19 protein-coding genes are annotated in these 19,087 nt (G+C 61.4%); 6 read left to right on the top strand and 13 right to left on the bottom strand.

Going from position 1 to position 19,087, the window contains the following annotated elements:
* Nucleotides 1-116: 116 nt before the first annotated feature.
* The 5 genes from AC3WJP_RS27125 to AC3WJP_RS27105 all read right to left on the bottom strand — a co-directional run bounded on the left by AC3WJP_RS27125 (nucleotide 117) and on the right by AC3WJP_RS27105 (nucleotide 5,247).
* Nucleotides 117-1,280 carry a type III PLP-dependent enzyme gene (locus AC3WJP_RS27125; protein ID WP_493722530.1) on the bottom strand — a complete coding sequence of 388 codons (1,164 nt, stop codon included), beginning with the start codon at nucleotides 1,278-1,280 and terminating at the stop codon, nucleotides 117-119.
* A gap of 517 nt (nucleotides 1,281-1,797) precedes the next feature.
* A complete protein-coding gene (locus AC3WJP_RS27120; RefSeq protein WP_493722531.1) occupies nucleotides 1,798-2,955 on the bottom strand; it encodes an osmoprotectant ABC transporter ATP-binding protein OsmV in 1,158 nt (385 codons plus the stop codon).
* A complete protein-coding gene (locus AC3WJP_RS27115; protein WP_493722532.1) occupies nucleotides 2,952-3,605 on the bottom strand; it encodes an ABC transporter permease in 654 nt (217 codons plus the stop codon). The genes AC3WJP_RS27120 and AC3WJP_RS27115 overlap by 4 nt, the downstream gene beginning before the upstream one ends.
* On the bottom strand, nucleotides 3,602-4,519 hold the full coding sequence (locus AC3WJP_RS27110) for a glycine betaine ABC transporter substrate-binding protein (RefSeq protein WP_493722533.1): 918 nt from the start codon (nucleotides 4,517-4,519) through the stop codon (nucleotides 3,602-3,604). The genes AC3WJP_RS27115 and AC3WJP_RS27110 overlap by 4 nt, the downstream gene beginning before the upstream one ends.
* A gap of 14 nt (nucleotides 4,520-4,533) precedes the next feature.
* Nucleotides 4,534-5,247, bottom strand: coding sequence for an ABC transporter permease (locus AC3WJP_RS27105; protein WP_493722534.1), 714 nt, complete (start codon nucleotides 5,245-5,247; stop codon nucleotides 4,534-4,536).
* 398 nt (nucleotides 5,248-5,645) lie between these two features.
* On the opposite strand from AC3WJP_RS27105, the gene AC3WJP_RS27100 reads away from it, so the two are divergent.
* From AC3WJP_RS27100 to AC3WJP_RS27080, 5 genes are all read left to right on the top strand, one after another.
* Nucleotides 5,646-6,008 carry a type II toxin-antitoxin system RelE/ParE family toxin gene (locus AC3WJP_RS27100; protein ID WP_493722535.1) on the top strand — a complete coding sequence of 121 codons (363 nt, stop codon included), beginning with the start codon at nucleotides 5,646-5,648 and terminating at the stop codon, nucleotides 6,006-6,008.
* Complete coding sequence (locus AC3WJP_RS27095; RefSeq protein ID WP_493722536.1) at nucleotides 6,008-6,340, top strand: XRE family transcriptional regulator; 333 nt, start codon at nucleotides 6,008-6,010, stop codon at nucleotides 6,338-6,340. Before AC3WJP_RS27100 ends, AC3WJP_RS27095 begins: the two co-directional genes overlap by 1 nt.
* A gap of 210 nt (nucleotides 6,341-6,550) precedes the next feature.
* Complete coding sequence (locus tag AC3WJP_RS27090; RefSeq protein WP_493722537.1) at nucleotides 6,551-7,297, top strand: phosphatase PAP2 family protein; 747 nt, start codon at nucleotides 6,551-6,553, stop codon at nucleotides 7,295-7,297.
* 98 nt (nucleotides 7,298-7,395) lie between these two features.
* Nucleotides 7,396-8,979: a peptide chain release factor 3 gene (locus AC3WJP_RS27085; protein ID WP_493722538.1), complete on the top strand. Its 1,584-nt coding sequence runs from the start codon at nucleotides 7,396-7,398 to the stop codon at nucleotides 8,977-8,979.
* A gap of 141 nt (nucleotides 8,980-9,120) precedes the next feature.
* The gene (locus AC3WJP_RS27080) at nucleotides 9,121-9,879 is read left to right on the top strand and encodes a hypothetical protein (protein WP_493722539.1); all 759 of its coding nucleotides are present in this window, start codon (nucleotides 9,121-9,123) and stop codon (nucleotides 9,877-9,879) included.
* 75 nt (nucleotides 9,880-9,954) lie between these two features.
* Here AC3WJP_RS27080 and catA read toward each other — a convergent pair whose 3' ends face one another.
* Genes catA through AC3WJP_RS27065 form a run of 3 tightly spaced genes read right to left on the bottom strand, consistent with a single transcriptional unit; the run spans nucleotide 9,955 to nucleotide 12,387 of the window.
* A complete protein-coding gene (catA, locus tag AC3WJP_RS27075; RefSeq protein WP_493722540.1) occupies nucleotides 9,955-10,884 on the bottom strand; it encodes a catechol 1,2-dioxygenase in 930 nt (309 codons plus the stop codon).
* A 52-nt stretch (nucleotides 10,885-10,936) separates the two neighbouring features.
* Nucleotides 10,937-11,227 (bottom strand): muconolactone Delta-isomerase, encoded by a 291-nt coding sequence (gene catC, locus AC3WJP_RS27070; protein WP_493722541.1) that lies wholly within the window; start codon nucleotides 11,225-11,227, stop codon nucleotides 10,937-10,939.
* A gap of 11 nt (nucleotides 11,228-11,238) precedes the next feature.
* The gene (locus AC3WJP_RS27065; protein ID WP_493722542.1) at nucleotides 11,239-12,387 is read right to left on the bottom strand and encodes a muconate cycloisomerase family protein; all 1,149 of its coding nucleotides are present in this window, start codon (nucleotides 12,385-12,387) and stop codon (nucleotides 11,239-11,241) included.
* Between the two features lie 118 nt (nucleotides 12,388-12,505).
* On the opposite strand from AC3WJP_RS27065, the gene AC3WJP_RS27060 reads away from it, so the two are divergent.
* Entirely contained in the window at nucleotides 12,506-13,390 is an 885-nt protein-coding gene (locus tag AC3WJP_RS27060) for a LysR family transcriptional regulator (RefSeq protein ID WP_493722543.1), read from the top strand.
* A gap of 108 nt (nucleotides 13,391-13,498) precedes the next feature.
* Here the strand turns inward: AC3WJP_RS27060 and AC3WJP_RS27055 are convergent, their stop codons facing one another.
* From AC3WJP_RS27055 to AC3WJP_RS27035, 5 genes are all read right to left on the bottom strand, one after another.
* Nucleotides 13,499-14,467, bottom strand: a complete 969-nt coding sequence (locus AC3WJP_RS27055; protein WP_493722544.1) for a peptide ABC transporter ATP-binding protein — start codon at nucleotides 14,465-14,467, stop codon at nucleotides 13,499-13,501.
* Nucleotides 14,467-15,435: an ABC transporter ATP-binding protein gene (locus tag AC3WJP_RS27050; RefSeq protein WP_493722545.1), complete on the bottom strand. Its 969-nt coding sequence runs from the start codon at nucleotides 15,433-15,435 to the stop codon at nucleotides 14,467-14,469. Before AC3WJP_RS27050 ends, AC3WJP_RS27055 begins: the two co-directional genes overlap by 1 nt.
* A gap of 10 nt (nucleotides 15,436-15,445) precedes the next feature.
* Nucleotides 15,446-16,357, bottom strand: a complete 912-nt coding sequence (locus tag AC3WJP_RS27045) for an ABC transporter permease subunit (RefSeq protein ID WP_493722546.1) — start codon at nucleotides 16,355-16,357, stop codon at nucleotides 15,446-15,448.
* A 10-nt stretch (nucleotides 16,358-16,367) separates the two neighbouring features.
* On the bottom strand, nucleotides 16,368-17,378 hold the full coding sequence (locus AC3WJP_RS27040; protein ID WP_493722547.1) for an ABC transporter permease subunit: 1,011 nt from the start codon (nucleotides 17,376-17,378) through the stop codon (nucleotides 16,368-16,370).
* Between the two features lie 74 nt (nucleotides 17,379-17,452).
* Nucleotides 17,453-19,048 (bottom strand): ABC transporter substrate-binding protein, encoded by a 1,596-nt coding sequence (locus AC3WJP_RS27035; RefSeq protein WP_493722548.1) that lies wholly within the window; start codon nucleotides 19,046-19,048, stop codon nucleotides 17,453-17,455.
* Between the last annotated feature and the right edge of the window lie 39 nt (nucleotides 19,049-19,087).

Raw genomic sequence — 19,087 nt, 5'->3', positions numbered from 1 at the left:
AGTCACCAGCGTGGCCACCACAGCCAAGCTGGTTGCGCTTACGCGCAACGCGCCATGCCTGGCGCACCACAAAAAAGCCCGGACCTGGGCCCGGGCTTGTTCACATCCAGCGCAGCTTAGACGTAGTACGACTTCAGCGGCGGGAAGCCGTTGAATTCCACGGCGCTGTAGCTGGTGGTGTAGGCACCGGTCGACAGCCAGTACAGGCGATCGCCGATCGCCAGGTTCAGCGGCAGGCCGTACTTGTAGTTTTCATACATGATGTCGGCGCTGTCGCAGGTCGGGCCGGCGATGACCACTTCTTCCATCTCACCCTTCTTCTCGGTCCAGATCGGAAACTTGATGGCTTCGTCCATGGTTTCGATCAGGCCGGAGAACTTGCCCACATCGGTGTACACCCAGCGCTCGACGGCGGTGCGTGATTTGCGCGCCACCAGTACCACTTCGCTGACCAGGATGCCGGCGTTGGCGATCAGGGAGCGGCCTGGCTCGAGGATGATTTCCGGCAGATCGTCACCGAAGTCTTCCTTGAGGAAGCGGATGATTTCCTCGGCGTAGGTTTCCAGGCTGTTGGTACGGGTGATGTAGTTGGCCGGGAAGCCGCCACCCATGTTGATCAGCTTGAGGACGATGCCGTCTTCTTCTTTCAAGCGCTCGAAGATTACCTTGACCTTGGCGATGGCGGCGTCCCACACGCTGATGTCGCGCTGCTGCGAACCGACGTGGAAGGAAATGCCATAAGGCACCAGGCCCAGATCACGCGCGAGGATCAGCAGGTCCATGGCCATGTCGGTCTGGCAGCCGAATTTGCGCGACAGGGGCCAGTCGGCCGTGGTCGAGCCTTCGGTCAGGATACGCACATAGATCTTCGCACCTGGAGCGGCCTTGGCGATGTTGCGCAGGTCGGCTTCGGAATCGGTGCTGAACAGGCGCACGCCCTTCTCGTAGAAGTAGCGGATGTCCTTGGATTTCTTGATGGTGTTGCCGTAGCTGATGCGGTCCGGGCTGACGCCGCGGTCGAGCACCTTGTCGAGCTCGTAGATCGAGGCGATGTCGAAGCTCGAGCCCTTGTCTTTCAACAGGTCGATGATTTCAACGGCCGGATTGGCCTTGACCGCGTAGTAGACCTTGGCGAATTCGAAGCCGGCGCGCAGATCGTCGTACGCCTGGCTGATCATCGCGGTATCGATGACCACGAACGGGGTTTCTTGTTTGTCGGCGAAAGCCTTCATTTTATCGAAGGTTGCGCGCGCGAAGTAATCTTCGACCTGGATCGACATGCTAGGGACTCCTGGTGGCAAACATCATGGCCGTCATGGGATCGACAGCTGCATGAAGATGAAAAATGGGTGCAAATGAACGCCCTCCGTATCCCCACTTTGGTTCGCCTACTTCCCAAGGCATGTCGCCGAAAGCAAAAAGGCCATTGGAAGCGGGTTCCTCATGGCCTTGCTGTCTCGTCGTCAGTACTTGAGCCGGATGGATCGTTTCCAGCATGGACGTTCGGCGCGAACTTTAGGACGTGAGGGGCCATAGATCAACTAAAAATGTCGCGTTTTTGCACGCGGTATGGGTGATCCGGGTTCTGTGCTCCTGTTTAACCGACCCGGATGACAGTCTGATGTTCCCGAGAAACCGGTGAACGGTGCAAACCCCGGGATATGGCTCCTGGCCCATGGGCAATCCTGTGGTGAAGGGGCTTGGTCCCGAGAGGACGTAACTGACACACCTCGGAGTGCCAGTTCGGGCCTCTCGGGAGCAAGCCTCCTCACCACATGGATCGGCGTCAGGCAGGGGTCAGGCGCTGACCTGCTCTGCGGGCGATACGATGCTGGTTTTCATGCCGCGCGAACGCCCGGAACTCAGATAGGCGGCGATGGATTCCTGGGTCACTTCGCCCAGGAACACATTTTCGGCATTGAGCACCGGCAGCCAGCTGCGGTTGAACTCGTACATGCGCGACAACAGGATGCGCAGGTGCTCGTCGTACGCCGCCGTGGCGTTGAACGGTCGCAGGAAGTCACCGCAGGCGCCCTGCTGGCGGTGCAGGTCGCGACGGCGCACGTAGCCCATGGCCTTGTTCTCGGCATCGGTGACCACCACGTAGCGGCGGTCGTGCTCGTCCATCAGTTCCAATGCTTCGGCCACCGGCGTGCTCGGGCTGACAGCCGGCGCGTTGTCGGCGGCGTCTTCGGCCTTGACCAGCAGCAGGCGCTTCAAGGTGCTGTCCTGGCCAACGAAGCTGCTGACGAAATCGTCCACCGGGTGGGCCAGCAGGGTGTCCGGGTGATCCAGCTGCAGCAGCTTGCCGGCGCGGAAGATGGCGATCTTGTCACCCAGCTTGATGGCTTCGTCGATGTCGTGGCTGACCATGATCACGGTCTTGTTCAGCGCCCGCTGCATCTCGAAGAACTCGTTCTGGATCATCTCGCGGTTGATCGGGTCGACCGCGCCGAACGGCTCATCCATCAATAGCAGCGGTGCATCGGCGGCCAGCGCGCGAATCACGCCAATCCGCTGCTGCTGGCCACCGGATAGCTCACGCGGGTAACGATGCAGGTACTGCTTGGGTTCGAGCTTGATCATGCTCATCAGCTCGCGGGCGCGCTCATGGCATTTTTGCTTGTCCCAGCCCAGCAGGCGCGGGACCACGGTGATGTTTTCTTCGATGGTCATGTTGGGGAACAGGCCGATCTGCTGGATCACATAGCCGATGTTGCGGCGCAAGGTCACTTCGTCGAGGCCGGTGGTGTCCTCGCCGTTGATCAGCACCTTGCCCGAGGTGGGCGCGATCAAGCGGTTGATCATCTTCAGCGTGGTGCTCTTGCCGCAGCCCGAGGGGCCGAGGAATACGCAGATCTCGCCTTCGTTGACGGTCAAGCTCACGGAATCGACGGCGGTGACGGTCTTGCCGTTGCTTTGGAAGGTCTTAGTCAGGTTCTGAAGTTCGATCATTTGAGTAATCCTTTGGGAGTCAGGGCGCGTTGCAGCCATTGCAGGAACAGGTCGGCGATGATCGCCAGGACACTGACCAGCACGGCGCCGACGATCAACATCGACATGTCGCTGCGGCTGATGGAAGTCAGGATGAGCACGCCCAGACCGCCGGCGCCGATGGTGGCGGCGATGGTCATGACGCCGATGTTCATGACCACGGCGGTGCGCACGCCGGCCAGAATCACCGGCACCGCGATGGGCAGCTCGACCATGCGCAGGCGCTGGCCGAAAGTCATGCCGATGCCCTTGGCGGCTTCGCGGATGCCCGGCTCGACACCGGTGAGGGCGAGGTAGGTGTTACGCAGGATCGGCAGCAGGGAATAAAGGAACACCGCGGTGATGGCCGGCAGCGGCCCGAGGCCCTGGCCGAACTTGGAGTACACCGGCAGCAGCAGGCCGAACAGGGCGATCGAGGGGATGGTCAGCAGCACCGTGGCGCTGGCCTGGATCGGCCCGGCCGCGGCGGGGAAGCGCGTCATCAATACGCCCAGCGGCACGCCGATGACGATCGCCAGGGTGACGGCGATCCCCACCAGGGTGATGTGCTGCCAAGTCAGGTGGGCGACCTGAGCCCAGTCCAGCTGAGAGAACGCATCTACGAAGCTCATGGTGCCTCCTGCGGTTGTGGCGCGGCCACCGGGTGGCTGCGCAGGAAGTCGGCGGCGACCACGGACGGGCTCTTGTGCTCGACGTCGACCTGGGCATTGAGCTCGCGCATGGTGGCGTCATCCAGTAGCTCGGCCAGGGGTTTCATCAGGCCGGCGATGTCCGGATGCTTGTCCAGATAGTCCTTGCGGATTACCGGGGCGGCGGTGTAGTCGGGGAAGTAATGCTTGTCGTCTTCGAGCAGCTTGAGATGGAAAGCGTTCAGGCGCCCGTCGGTGGTGTACACCAGCCCGGTGAACACCTGGCCATTACGCAGCGCAGTGTAGACCAGGCCGGCGTCCATCTGGCGGATGTCGGCGCGGGTGAAACTCAGGCCGTAGGCCTTGGTCATGCCCACCAGGCCGTCGGAACGGTTGGCGAACTCGGTGTCGAGGGCGAGGATGTGGCCCTTGTCCTGCTCGCTTTGCACCACGGTATTGAGCTGGCTGATGGTGTTGATCTGCGGGTACTGCTGGGCAATCTTCTGCGGCAGCGCCAGGGCGTAGGTGTTGCTGAATTTGGACGGTGCAAGCCAGACCAGGCCTTTTTTCGCGTCCAGTTCCTTGACCCGCTGATAGGTGGCGGCGCTGTCGAGCTTCTCGTCGACATGGTTGTAGGACACCAGCGACACCCCGGTGTATTCCCAGAGCATGTCCAGCTGGTTGGTTTCCTGGGCACTGCGCGCCAGGTTGCTGCCCAGGCCGCCGGTGATCTGCACGTCGTAGCCTTTGCTGCCCAGGTACTGGGCGGTGAGGGTGGCGAGCACGGTCTGCTCGGTGAACACCCGGGCGCCGAGGCGAATCACCGGTTTTTCCGCGGCCTGCGCGGCGCCTGCACAGAGCAGGGCCAGGGCCAATAGCACACTTGTCTTGTTCATCTGTATTCCTTTGCTCAACGGGCCAGGCCTTTTTCCAGCCAAAGGCGGCTAGTCAGGGTGACCAGGCCGTCGAGAATCAGCGCCAGCAGGGCCGTGCACACGGCGCCCAGCAGCAGCTGCGCATGATTGTTCAGGGCGATGCCAGGGAAAATCAGGCTGCCCAGGCTGTTGGCGCCAATCAGAAACGACAGCGGCGCGGTACCGACGTTGATCGCCAGCGCCACGCGCACGCCGCCGATGATGATCGGCACGGCATTGGGCAATTCGACCTGAAACAGCACCTGGCGCGGGGTCATGCCGATGCCGACCGCGGCTTCCTTGAGCGAGCCCTGAACGTTTTTCAGGCCCTCATAGGTGTTGCGCACGATGGGCAGCAGGGATGCCAGGAACAACGCGAAGATCGCCGGCCCGCTGCCGATGCCAAGCACACCCAGGGCGATGGCCAGCACCGCCAGCGGCGGCACGGTGTTACCGATATTGAAGATCTGCATGAATCGCTCGGCGCGCCCGGCCATGCTCGGGCGGCTCAACGCGATACCGGCGGGGATACCGACCACCAGCGCGGCCAGCATCGAAGCCAATACCAGCAGCAGGTGCGCTTGCAGATAGAACCAAAGATCGTCCTGGTATTGCTTGAGGGTATCGATGCCGATCCAGTGGACCAGCAGGGCGAGGATCACGACCGCAGCCGCACATCCCGTCAGCCCTTTGCCATAGCCTTTAGCCACAGAGGAGCTCCTGTTTATTTCAGTCGGCGCAAGGGGTGTCTGTGGCGCCAGCCTGCAAGGAGGACCGACACCCGTTACGCGAGAGGCAGTTCGCCGCAGCACCCGTTGTAGAGGGGCTGCGCAAGAACCATGAGCGCAACCGGCGGTAGCTAACGTGTTGATTCTGAAAGCTCTGCGGGTTGCTCGACTCGGGGAGTGGACGTGTGGGGGGTGGAAAAGGTTCCCCGCAGGTTGGCATTTGGCCATGTGTCGGCAACGCGTGAAATTTTCAGTTGCCAGTGATTGCTGACTGTCGAGGGGGAAGTGCTTCCATCTGAAAATTCTCTGCGCAGGGAGCTAGGATGCCCACCGATGTATAAAAAGAATTCACTTAAGGGTATATTCCTTGGGGGGTGTTTTTGCCCTGGCAAGTCAAGATCTGTGATGAGTTCCTGCGTGAGTTCAAGCGACTGCCCGAGGCCGTCCAGGATGATTTGATCGCGCAGTCGCGTTTGCTTGGGCGATTTGGGCCAGAGTTGGGTCGGCCGTACGTTGATACACTGAATGGCTCCCGGCACGCCAATATGAAGGAGCTGCGGTGCAGTGCAGATAATCGCATCTGGCGAATCGCATTCGCGTTTGATCCACGTCGCAGAGCGATCCTGCTAGTTGGTGGTAGCAAATCAGGTGTGAGCGAAGGTAGGTTCTACAAGGCATTGATCACGCTGGCTGATGCTAGGTTTGACAGGCATCTGGCCGATCTGAAAGAGGATAAAACGTAATGGCAATAACACTGGAAGAGGTCCTTGATTCACTACCTCCGGACCGTCGTGCCGAGATAGTGAAACGCGGCGACGAGTTGATCGAGGAATATCTGACGCTCCAGGCGCTTCGTAAAAAACTCAACCTGACCCAGGAAGCAATGGCTGAGTTACTGTCCATCAGGCAAGCGAATGTTTCAAAGGTGGAGAAACGTGCGGATATGCTGATTTCCACCTTGCGCAGCTATCTGGAGGCGATGGGTGGAACGCTCGAACTGACAGCACGGGTTCCAGGGTATGGCCCGGTCAGGCTAGAGGGACTTGGCGATCTAAGCATTCAGCGCCCAGTTTGATTTCGTCGAACCCTCTTGCTGGCTTCAGCGCCAATCGCGGGCCTGGACGCTGGCAAATCGCTATTATATAGCCCGTTTGACGCTTTTTTCACTTCCAGTTGATAGGTAACCAACAGTGTCAGAGCCATGCTGCCGCGCAGCCTGGTAGTACTCGAGCCTCATGGCCTTCACGCCGCGAGGTGCCGATTCTTTTCACTGTGGTCCCCCCTCATGTCATCGACTCTTGCGCGTCCCCCGTCACGTCCGCTGAATGTCTGGATCTGCCTGGGTGTTCCAGCCATCATCGCCATCGCGTTGTGCCTGCTGGAACTGACCAACATCGATATGGACATCGAGAAGCTGTTCTACATCCCCGCCGAGCATGGATTCATCGGCAGACACAGCTTCTGGCTGGAAAACATCCTCCACGACCGGGCCAAGCAGTTGGTGATTGCCATCGGCCTGATCGGCGCGCTGGGCTACTTTGCCAGCTTCAAGGTCATGCGCTTGATGCCGATTCGCAAGGAACTGGCCTGCTTGGTCGTCGCCATGACCCTGGCCACCAGCTACACCCCGCCACTGAAAACCGTGACGGGCGTGCAGTGTCCTTGGGACCTGACCGAATTCGGCGGCAAAGAGACCTACAGCAAGTTGTTCGAACACCGTCCGGCGGCGGTCGTCGAAGCGGGCCGTTGCTGGCCGGGCGGGCATGCCGCCACCGGGTTTGCCTTGTTTGCACTGTTTTTTGTGCTGCGTGACCGTAGCCCCCGGCTGGCTCGCGCTGGCCTGCTGTTCGCGTTCGGGCTGGGGACACTGTTCTCCGGCGTGCGGATGATCCAAGGGGCGCACTTTTTGTCACACAATATCTGGGCGGCGATTTTCTGCTGGGTGATCTGTCTGGGAACCTACCGCGTCATGCTGTACCGCCCGCATACGGCCGCGCTGCGGCTACCCGAGGCGGCCCTGGCGACCGCTTGAGCAAGGGGCGACCGGCGAGCGGGACTCATGGTTCCAGCTCGCCCCCCTTTGGGCTATAATCTGCGCCCTTTTTTGAATCACCTCGCAGGCGATTTCCCATGACCCAACAGGCCGCCGAAGTCGCGAAACGCCGCACCTTCGCCATTATTTCCCACCCGGACGCCGGTAAGACCACCATCACCGAGAAACTCTTGCTGATGGGCAAGGCCATTGCCATCGCCGGCACCGTGAAGTCGCGCAAGTCCGACCGGCATGCCACCTCCGACTGGATGGAAATGGAGAAGCAGCGCGGCATTTCCATCACCACCTCGGTGATGCAGTTCCCCTACCGCGAGCACATGATCAACCTGCTCGACACCCCCGGTCACGAAGACTTCTCGGAAGACACCTACCGCACCCTGACTGCAGTGGACTCGGCGCTGATGGTGCTCGACGGCGGTAAAGGCGTCGAGCCGCGGACCATCGCCCTGATGGACGTGTGCCGCCTGCGCGACACGCCGATCGTCAGCTTCATCAACAAGCTCGACCGCGACATCCGCGACCCGATCGAACTGCTCGACGAGATCGAAGCCGTCCTCAAGATCAAGGCCGCGCCGGTCACCTGGCCGATCGGTTGCTACCGCGATTTCAAGGGCGTGTACCACCTGGCCGACGACTACATCATCGTCTACACCCCCGGGCACGGCCATGAGCGCACCGAGACCAAGATCATCGAGAAGCTCGACTCCGATGAGGCCCGCGCCCATCTGGGCGACGAATACGATCGCTTCGTCGAGCAACTGGAACTGGTGCAGGGTGCCTGCCACGAGTTCAATCAGGACGAGTTCCTCAACGGCCAGCTGACGCCGGTGTTCTTCGGTACCGCGCTGGGCAACTTCGGCGTCGATCACGTGCTCGATGCCGTGGTCGACTGGGCGCCACGCCCGCTGGCCCGTGTGGCCAACGAGCGGACGGTCGAGCCGGTCGAGGAGAAATTCACCGGCTTCGTGTTCAAGATCCAGGCGAACATGGACCCTAAACACCGCGACCGTATCGCCTTCATGCGTATCTGTTCGGGCAAATACGACCAGGGCATGAAGATGCGCCACGTGCGCACCGGCAAGGACGTACGCATCGGCGACGCGCTGACGTTCTTCTCCTCCGAGCGTGAGCAATTGGTCGAGGCCTGGGCCGGCGACATCATCGGCCTGCACAACCACGGCACCATCCAGATCGGCGACACCTTCACCGAAGGCGAGGCACTGGGCTTTACCGGTATCCCGCACTTCGCTCCGGAGCTGTTCCGCCGGGTACGCTTGAAGGACCCGCTCAAGTCCAAGCAGCTGCGCCAGGGCCTGCAACAGCTGGCCGAAGAGGGCGCCACTCAGGTGTTCTTCCCGACCCGCAGCAACGACATCATCCTCGGCGCCGTGGGTGTGCTGCAGTTCGATGTGGTCGCCAGCCGCTTGAAGGAAGAGTACAAGGTCGAATGCGCCTACGAGCCGATCACCGTGTACTCGGCGCGCTGGATCGAATGCGCGGATAAAAAGAAGCTCGAGGAATTCGAGAACAAGGCGGTCGAGAACCTGGCCGTGGATGGCGGTGGCCACCTGACCTACCTGGCCCCGACCCGAGTCAACCTGGCGCTGATGGAAGAGCGCTGGCCGGATGTCAAATTCCGCGCGACGCGGGAACATCATTGATGAGAAGAGGGGGGTGGCTTGGGCCACCCCTTTTTTGTAAGGAGTATTTACGCGGGGCCGTTGGCGTTTTGTGGTAGTTGGCATTTTCCCGTTTGTGGGGTAATGGGCGGGTTTGTCAACTATCACGAGAGGTTGTTTATTATGAAAATCGTAACTTATTTGCATGCTCATGTTTTCAAGAGCACCAATGCTGCTGTTGAATTGGCAGGGAAGAGTGAGGCGGATTATCAGTTTGCGAAAAAGCTTATAAACGGCAAGCAGGCTTCTGCATCCAGCAGCCTTAAAAGAATTGAGACTGAAATTCCTCAAAAGGAGAGTCGTATAGACCATATTGAGAGTGCACGTGGTCAATTCATATCCGAATGGGGAGATATGAGTAAAAATATCGGGCTGAAGGACGCCACCAAAGTGGGGGGCATGCACAACCCCAGGCCTTTTGAGTCAGCGATAAAGAATGGGTTGGGTGAGGTGGCGAAGCTTAAGATAAGAGCTTCAGAGCTGGAAGCTAAAAGCGTTAAATATGAAACGTTGTCACAGCGTCTTGGCTCACTTCGCAGTCAGGGGGGGAACCCTCCCTCCCTTTCCAGTTCAGTAGGGTATGTTGACGCCGGCCGCCGTATAGTAAACACCACTGAGTCTGAAACACGACCAACACAAATTGCCAACACGGATTCCGTCGTCTCAACCGAGGAACAAGAGCACAATCGCTTCTTTAATGGCTTTCAATTAAAAGCCTTGGATCGCTCCACGCAGCAAGAGTTTATCAAGTATATGAAGCAAGTAATGGATGCGTGTCCGCAACAGGCCAAATCGGTAAATCCACAGATTGTCTCTGATGGTATGCAGCCGGGTACCAGTGCTGAGGACAAGCCCGCTGGAGCACACCAATCCGTCGCATAGCGAACACGTAACAAGTAACACGTAAACAGGCGCACCTCTGCCTCAAGCAGTCAGAGGGCGCGCCTTCCCATCAACTCAAGCCTCTAACGCCCGCACCCGCTGACGCCGCCGTTGCTCGGCTTCTTCCTCGGTAACTTGCAAGGTGAAGTCGAAGTCGATCTCGGCGAACTTGCCGTCTATCCCATAAGCCGCCGCTGCCGCGCGATCCTCACTGAAATATATCTTCGCTACCAGCTCGTCACGCGTGGCATAGGCGAAATCGTCATACAGATACTTGTCGCCTGCCAGATTGATCTGTGTGGTCAGGTGACGATGCCCCGGTGCCGAAATAAAGAAGTGGATGTGCGCCGGACGCTGACCATGACGACCCAGCTGATCGAGCAGGGCCTGGGTCGGACCATCCGGCGGGCAGCCGTAACCCGAGGGCACGATGCTGCGAAAACGATAGCGACCCTGGGCATCGGCGACGATGCGCCGGCGCAGGTTGAATTCCGACTGGCTCGGGTCGAAGTACGAATAGGTGCCACCGGTATTGGCCTGCCACACGTCGACGATGGCGCCGGCCACGGGGTTGCCGTCGACATCCTTGACCTGGCCCTGCATGAACAGCGGCACGCCGGGATCGGTACCGTCGTCCAGCCGCGCCTCGAAGTTGCTCAGCGGCGCACCGGCCACGTACAGCGGGCCTTCGATGGTGCGCGGGGTGCCACCCAGATGCCCCGCTTGTTCATCCTGAGCATCGAGTTGCAGGTCCATGTAGTGTTCCAGGCCAATGCCGGCCGCCAGCAAGCCGGCTTCCTGGCGCGCACCCAGCACGTTCAAATAGTTGACGGCCTTCCAGAATTCTTCCGGGGTCACGTCCAGATCCTCGATGATATTCACCGCGTCCTTGAGGATCCGGTGAATCAAGGTCTTGACCCGTGGATTGCCACCGTCGTTGAGCACACCGGCGGCTTCTTGCAAAAACAGTTGTACGGGTTCGGTTTGCGAGATATTCACAGTCATGATTGGCGCCTCATCTTGTATTTATTATTGCTGCTGATCAGTACATGGCCGATCAGCGGTCGTCTGCGTGGATCGAAGAAGGGTGTCGGCACAGGGCGTTTATTTCTATCGCCATGTACGGATACAGCGGCAATTGCATCAGCAGGTCGTGCAGCTCCTGGGCATCGGCGACGTCGAACACGCTGTAGTTGGCATACAGCCCGGCGATGCGCCACAGATGGCGCCATTTGCCCTGGTCCTGAAGCTGTTGTGCGAGAGCTTTCTCGCGGGCCTTGAGGTCGGCCGCCTGGTCGGGGTCGATGTCCACCGGCAGATTGACGGTCATTTTGACGTGAAACAGCATGGGTCGTCTCCTTAGCTGTGGCTGTGCAAGGTGTGCGCGGCGTCGCGGCGGTGGAAGCTCAGGCGCTCTTCGTCCAACTCCAGGCCCAGCCCCGGCAGGTTGGGCACGTGCAGGTGGAAATCGCGGTACTCCACGGGCGTGGCGATGATGTCCTGGGTCAGCAGCAGGGGGCCGAACAGCTCGGTGTCCCAGCTCAGCCGCGGCAAGGTGATAAAGGCGTGGGCCGACGCCAGGGTGCCGATACCGCCCTCGAGCATGGTGCCGCCGTACAGGCCGATACCGGCAGCGTCAGCGATGGCGGCGGTGCGCAGTACGGCGCGCGGCCCGCCATTCTTGGCGATCTTGAGGGCGAAGATGGTGCCCGCGCCGATGCGTGCCAGGTTGAAGGCGTCTTCGACGCATTCGATGGATTCGTCGGCCATGATCGGGATGGGGCTGCTGAGCGACAGGCGCGCCATGCCGGCCGGGTTGTTGCGTGAAATCGGCTGCTCCACCAGATCGACGCCGTTGCTGCCCAGTACCCGACAGGCTCGCAGCGCTACCGATTCGTCCCACGCCTGATTGACATCGACCCGCACGCTAGCGCGATCACCCAAGGCGCGCTTGATGGCAATCACGTGGGCCAGGTCCTTGTCGACTTCACCAGCGCCGATCTTCAGCTTGAAGATGCGGTGGCGGCGGATATCGAGCATTTTTTCCGCCTCGGCGATGTCCCGCGCGGTGTCGCCGCTGGCCAACGTCCAGGCCACTGACAGGCTGTCGCGTACGCGGCCACCCAGCAACTCACTGACCGCCACGCCCTGGCGCTTGCCTTCGGCGTCGAGCAGGGCGGTTTCCAGGCCGGATTTGGCGAAGGTGTTGCCGCGGGCGATGCGCTCGATGCGCAGCATGGCGGCGTTGATATTGCTGGCCCCCTGACCGATGAGCATCGGCGCCAGGTGCGCATCGATATTGGTCTTGATGCTCTCGGGGCTTTCATTGCCGTAACTCAGGCCGCCGATGGTGGTGGCTTCACCGATGCCTTCGACCCCATCGGAGCAGCGCAGGCGGATCACCACCAGCGTCTGCCGCTGCAGGGTGTGCATCGCCAGCTTGTGTGGGCGAATGGTCGGCAGGTCGACGATGATCGTCTCGATCGACTCGATCACTGGAAGGGACATTGCGATACCCGTCAGGTTTGTTTGTTATGGGATCGAGTGTGCTGCCTGTTCAAAGGGGAAATCCAATATAGAATGGGTCTGGTTTGATACCTTCAGGGTATGGCAGAGAGAGGCATTCATGGAACTCAGGCACTTGCGCTATTTTCAGGCGGTGGCGCAGACGTTGAATTTCACCCGTGCGGCCGAGCAGTTGCACATCGCCCAGCCACCGCTGAGCCGGCAGATTCAGCAGCTCGAGGACGAAGTCGGGGTCAGCCTGCTGGAGCGCAGCCGGCCGTTACGGCTGACCGAGGCAGGGCGTTATTTTCACGAGCACAGCAGCGCGCTGCTGCACCAACTCGATACCCTGCGTGACAACACGCGACGCATCGGTCTGGGGCAGAAGACCTGGATGGGCATCGGTTTCGCGCCGTCGACGCTCTACGGGGTGCTGCCGGAGCTGATCCGCCGCTTGCGTGCCGACGACAGCGTGATGGAGCTGGAATTGGGACTAAGCGAGATGACCACCAAGCAGCAGGTCGAGGCGCTCAAGGCCGGGCGCATCGATGTCGGCTTCGGGCGTATCCATATCGATGACAGCGCGGTGGTCCAGCAGGTGCTGTCCGAAGAACGGCTGATGGCGGTGCTGCCCGCCGGGCATCGACTGCTCGGCCATACGGTGAGCCTTGCGGAACTGGCCGACGAACCCTTCGTGCTGTACCCCGGCAACCCACGCCCGAGCTATGCCGACCATGTGCTGGGCCTGTTCGCCAGCCATGGCTTGCAGATCAAGGTGGTGCAATGGACCAATGAGCTGCAGACCGCCATCGGCCTGATCGCGGCAGGGATAGGGATAACCTTGGTGCCGGAGTCGGTGCGCATTCTGCACCGTGATGACATTGGCTATGCCAGTCTGGAAGAAGCCAATGCCACCTCGCCGATCATCCTCAGCCACCGGGCCGGGGATGTATCGGCGAGTTTGCAGCATTGTCTGACGCTGATCGAAATCCTGCGCGGCCGATGATCCCCTGTAGCGGGGGGGCTTGCCCCCGAAAATGTTCCATTCAGCCCCATCGTCGGGGGTTGAAAGATTTTTCGGGGGCAAGCCCCCTCGCTACAGGGGCGGACCCGGTTACAAGAATTGCTCCGCGTAGTGACACGCCACCTGCCGCGTGTCCACCTTGCGAAACTCCGGCACTTCGTCGCTGCAACGTTGCGTCGCATAGGGGCAGCGCTTGTGGAAGGCGCAGCCGGAAGGCGGATTGAGCGGGTTGGGCAGTTCGCCGACGATCTTGATCTTCGGCTTGAGCGGGTCCGGCTTGAGTGTCGGCGTGGCGGAGAGCAGCGCCTGGGTATAGGGGTGCAGCGGCCGGGTGTACAGGTCCTCCTTGGGACCCATCTCCGCCGGGCGGCCGAGGTACATCACCAACACATCGTCGGCCACGTGGCGCACCACCGCGAGGTTGTGGGAAATGAACACATAGGCGGTCTGATATTGCTGCTGCAGGTCCATGAACAGGTTGAGCACCTGGGCCTGAATCGACACGTCCAGCGCCGAGGTCGGCTCATCCGCCACCAGCACCTTGGGCTGCAGCATCATCGCCCGCGCCAGCGCGATACGCTGGCGCTGGCCGCCGGAGAACATGTGCGGATAGCGCTGATAATGCTCGGGCCGCAGGCCCACCTGCTGCATCATCGCCTGGACCTTTTCACGGCGCTCGGCCTTGCTTAGCGAGGTGTTGATCAGCAGCGGCTCGCCCAACTGGTCGCCGATCTTCTGCCGCGGGTTGAGCGAGGCATAGGGGCTCTGGAAGACCATCTGCACGTCCTTGCGCAATTGCTTGCGTTCGGCCTTGCTGGCGCCATGCACTTCCTGGCCGGCGATCTGCAGCGAGCCGGACGAGGGCTCCTCGATCAGCGTCAGGGCGCGGGCCAGGGTGGACTTGCCACAGCCCGACTCGCCCACTACGGCGAGGGTCTTGCCGGCTTCCAGCTCGAAAGACACGCCATTGAGCGCGCGGACCACGGCGTGGGGTTTGAACAGGCCGGTGGAGACATTGTAGTGACGGGTCAGGTCACGGGCGGTCAGTACGACGCTCATCACGCCACCTCCTGGTTCAACGGATAGAAACAACGGGCCAGGCTGTGGGTCTTCGGATCGAGACCGGGGCGCTGAGTGCGGCAGTTTTCCTGCACATAGGGGCAGCGAGGCGACAGCAGGCAGCCTTGTGGGCGGTCATAGCGGCCGGGGACGATGCCGGGCAGGGTCGCCAGGCGTTCGGCGCCTTCGCTGTGCTCGGGGATCGCCGCCAGCAGCGCTTCGCTGTATGGATGGCCCGGCAGGTCGAACAGTTGCGGCACCTGGCCCACTTCGACGGCCTGGCCGGCGTACATCACGCACACGCGCTGGGCGGTCTCGGCGACCACGGCGAGGTCGTGGGTGATCAGGATCAGCGCCATGTTCTGCTCTTGTTGCAGGTTGAGCAGCAGCTCCATGATCTGCGCCTGAATGGTCACGTCCAGGGCGGTGGTGGGTTCGTCGGCGATCAGCAGTTTCGGTTCGCCGGCGATGGCCATGGCGATCGCCACGCGCTGGCTCATGCCGCCGGACAGCTGATGGGGATAGGCATCGAGACGGCTTTCCGGGGCTGGGATCTCGACCTTTTTCAGCAGTTCCAGCGCCCGTTGGCGCGCCGCTTTACCGGACATGCCAAGGTGCTGGCGCAGCACTTCTTCAATCTGGAAACCCACGGTGTAGCTCGGATTGAGGGCGGTCATCGGGTCCTGGAAAATCATCGCCAGGTCCTTGCCCACCACCTTGCGGCGTTGGCGACTGCTGAGCTTGAGCATATCGTTGCCATCGAACACCAGCGAGTCGGCGGTGACGATGCCGGGCGCATCGATCAGGCCCATCAGGGCCATCATGGTCACCGACTTGCCCGAGCCGGATTCGCCGACGATCGCCAGCACTTCGCCCTTGTCGACCTGCAGGTCGAGGCCGTCGACCACCGGTACCGCGTTACGGTCGCCGAAGCGCACCGAGAGATTGGAAATATTCAACAGTGACATGGTCGGCTCCTCAGGCGGCATTCTTGAGTTTCGGGTCCAGCGCATCGCGCAGTCCGTCGCCCATCAGGTTGATTGCCAGCACGCTGAGCAAGATGGTCAGCCCCGGCAGGCTCACGACCCACCAGGCGCGTTCGATGTAGTCCCGCGCCGAGGCGAGCATGGTGCCCCACTCGGGTGTCGGCGGTTGCACGCCCAGGCCCAGAAAGCCCAGCGCGGCGGCGTCGAGGATTGCCGACGAGAAGCTCAAGGTGGCCTGCACGATCAGCGGCGCCATGCAGTTGGGCAGCACGGTGATGAACATCAGCCGTGGCAGCGAGGCACCTGCCAGGCGCGCAGCGGTCACGTAGTCACGGTTCAGTTCGCCCATCACTGCGGCCCGGGTCAGGCGCACGTAGGACGGCAGCGAGACCACGGCGATGGCGATCACGGTATTGATCAGGCCAGGGCCGAGGATGGCGACGATCGCCACGGCCAGCAGCAGCGAGGGCAGGGCCAGCATCACGTCCATCAGGCGCATGATCGAGGGCCCCATGATGCGCGGGAAGAACCCGGCGATCAGGCCCAGCAAGATCCCCGGAATCAGCGACATCACCACCGATGACAAACCGATCAGCAGCGACAGTCGCGAGCCGTGGATCAACCGCGAGAGCAGGTCACGGCCCAACTCATCGGTGCCCAGCAGGTATTGCCACTGGCCGCCTTCGAGCCAGGCCGGCGGGGTGAGCAGCGCATCGCGGAACTGCTCGCTGGGGTCGTGAGGGGCTACCCACGGAGCGAACAGCGCGCAGAACACGATCAGGATCATGAACAGCAAGCCGGCAACGGCGCCTTTGTTCTTGGCGAACGCTTGCCAGAATTCCTTGTAGGGGGAGGGGTACAGCAGGCTTTGATCGACTGCGACCGCCGGGGTTGGAGTACTCATGTTTAGGGTCTCAGCGCTGATGACGGATACGTGGATTGGCCAGGCCGTAGAGGATGTCCACGACGAAATTGACCAGAATGACCAGGCAGGCAATCAACAGAATGCCGTTCTGCACCACGGGGTAGTCGCGGGCGCCGATGGCTTCGATCAGCCATTTGCCGATGCCCGGCCAGGAGAAAATGGTTTCGGTCAGCACGGCGCCTGCCAGCAGGGTGCCGACTTGCAGACCGAACACCGTCAGCACCGGAATCAGCGCGTTGCGCAGGCCGTGCACGAACACCACGCGGGCCGGCGACAGGCCTTTGGCCCGGGCGGTGCGCACGTAGTCTTCGCGCAGGACTTCGAGCATCGATGAGCGGGTCATGCGCGCGATCACCGCCAGCGGGATGGTGCCGAGCACGATCGACGGCAGGATCAAGTGACGCAGCGCGTCGAGCCAGGCGCCTTGATCGTCGCTGAACAGGGTGTCGATGAGCATGAAGCCGGTGCGCGGCTCGATGTCGTAGAGCAGGTCGATGCGCCCCGACACCGGTGTCCAGCCCAGGCTCACCGAGAAGAACATGATGAGGATCAGCCCCCACCAGAAGATCGGCATCGAATACCCCGCCAGGGAGATGCCCATGACCCCATGGTCGAACAGCGAGCCTCGCTTGAGGGCGGCGATGACCCCGGCCAGCAGACCGAACACCCCGGCGAAGATCAACGCCGCGATGGACAGCTCCAGCGTGGCCGGGAACAGCGTCTTGAATTCGCCCCAGACGCTGGTGCGGGTGCGCAGCGATTCGCCCAGATCACCATGGGCCAGCTTGCCCACGTAATCCAGATACTGGGCATACAACGGTTTGTTCAGACCCAGCCGTTCCATGGCCTGCGCGTGCATTTCGGGATCCACGCGGCGTTCGCCCATCATTACTTCGACGGGGTCTCCGGGGATCATCCTGATGAGCGCGAACGTCAACAGAGTGATGCCGAAGAAGGTAGGGATCAGCAATCCCAATCGGCGGGCAATAAAACTCAACATCTTTCGTGATACCTCATCAGCCGGCTAGGCATGCGGCTCCAAGGCCCGGATAGGGTCTTGGAGCCGCGTTGTCTTCACTTCACATACGTGGTGGCGAAGTTGTTATTGGTCAGTGGGCTTATGTGAAAGCCTTCGACATTGGTGCGTAAAACCGTGAACAGCCTGGGGTAGGCCAGGGCGATCCACGGGTGTTGCTGCTGGAAAATCACCTGCGCCTGTTCATAGAGTGCCGCGCGCTTGGCCGGTTCAGTGGTGGCGCGGGCGCTGGCCAACAGTGCATCGAAGTCCTTGTCGCACCAGCGGGCGATGTTTTCGCCGTTGCTGGCGGCATCGCAGCTCAGGTTCGGGGTCAGGAAGTTGTCCGGGTCGCCGTTGTCGCCGGCCCAGCCATAGAAGCCCAGATCGTGCTCGCCGCTCTTCAAGCGTTTGAGCAGCTCGCCCCATTCCAGCACGCGGATATCCAGCTTGAGCCCGACCTTGGCCAGGTCAGCCTGCAATAACTGCGCCCCCAGCGCCGGATTGGGGTTGGTCGCGCCGCCGCCGTTGCGGGTGAACACGGTCAGCACGGTACCTTCGGGCACGCCCGCCTGCTTGAGCAGTTCGCGGGCACGGGCCGGATCGTAGGGGCTATCCACGAGCGCGCGATTATACCCCAGCAAGGTGGTGGGGTAGGGGCCGACGGCTGGCGTGGCGTTGCCTTCGCCGAAGAGGGTGCGCACGAAATTCTGTTTGTCGAGCGCCAGGCTGATGGCCTCGCGCACGCGGATGTCGCTCAGGTACTTGTGCTGGGTGTTGATGCCCAGAAAGCTGGTCATCAATGCGTCCATCTCTGCGACGTGCAGATTCGCGTCGGCCTTGAGCGTCTTGATGTCTTCCGGCTTGGGGTACACGGCCACCTGGCATTCGTTGGCGCGCAGCTTTTGCATGCGCACGTTGCTGTCCACGGTGATGGCGAACACCAGCGGATCGGCCGGCGGCTTGCCCTTGTAGTAGTCCGGATTGGCCCGGTAGCGCACCTGGGCGTCCTTGTTGTAGCGGCTGAAGATGAACGGGCCAGTGCCGACCGGCTTGCTGTTGAGGTCGGCCTGCTTGCCTTGCTTGAGCAACTGGTCGCCGTATTCGGCCGAGTAGATCGAGGTGAAACCCATGGCCATGTCGCGCAGGAACGGCGCTTCGGCACGCTTGAGGGTGAAGGTGACGGTGTGTTCGTCGACCTTGTCGATGCGCGCGATCAGGTCCTTGAAGCCCATGGTTTCGAAATAGGGGTAACCGAAGCTGGTCTGTTCATGCCACGGGTGCTTGGGGTCGAGTTGGCGCTCGAAGCTCCACATCACATCGTCGGCGTTGAATTCCCGGGTCGGCTTGAAGTAGGCGGTGGTCTGAAACTTGACGCCCGAGCGCAGGTGGAAGGTGTAAGTCAGGCCGTCGGCGCTGATGTCCCAACTGCTGGCCAGGCCCGGCTGGATATCAGTGGTGCCGGGCACGAAATCCACCAGCCGGTTGAAGATGGTCTCCGAAACCGCGTCGGCGGTCGTCGCAGCGGTGTACTGGACGATGTCGAAGCCTTCGGGGCTGGCCTCGGTGCAGACCACCAGCGGTTTGGCCAGCAGGCCGCCGGAGAGACTCAGCAGGGCTACCGCGAGTGCTGCCTGGAGTGGATGCGCTTTCATTGGAACCCTCTTCGCTCAAGTGCAGATTAGTCGCTGCGG

Source organism: Pseudomonas sp. GW821-FHT01A09, from assembly GCF_058986725.1.
This window is presented reverse-complemented; position numbering and strand designations above follow the sequence as displayed.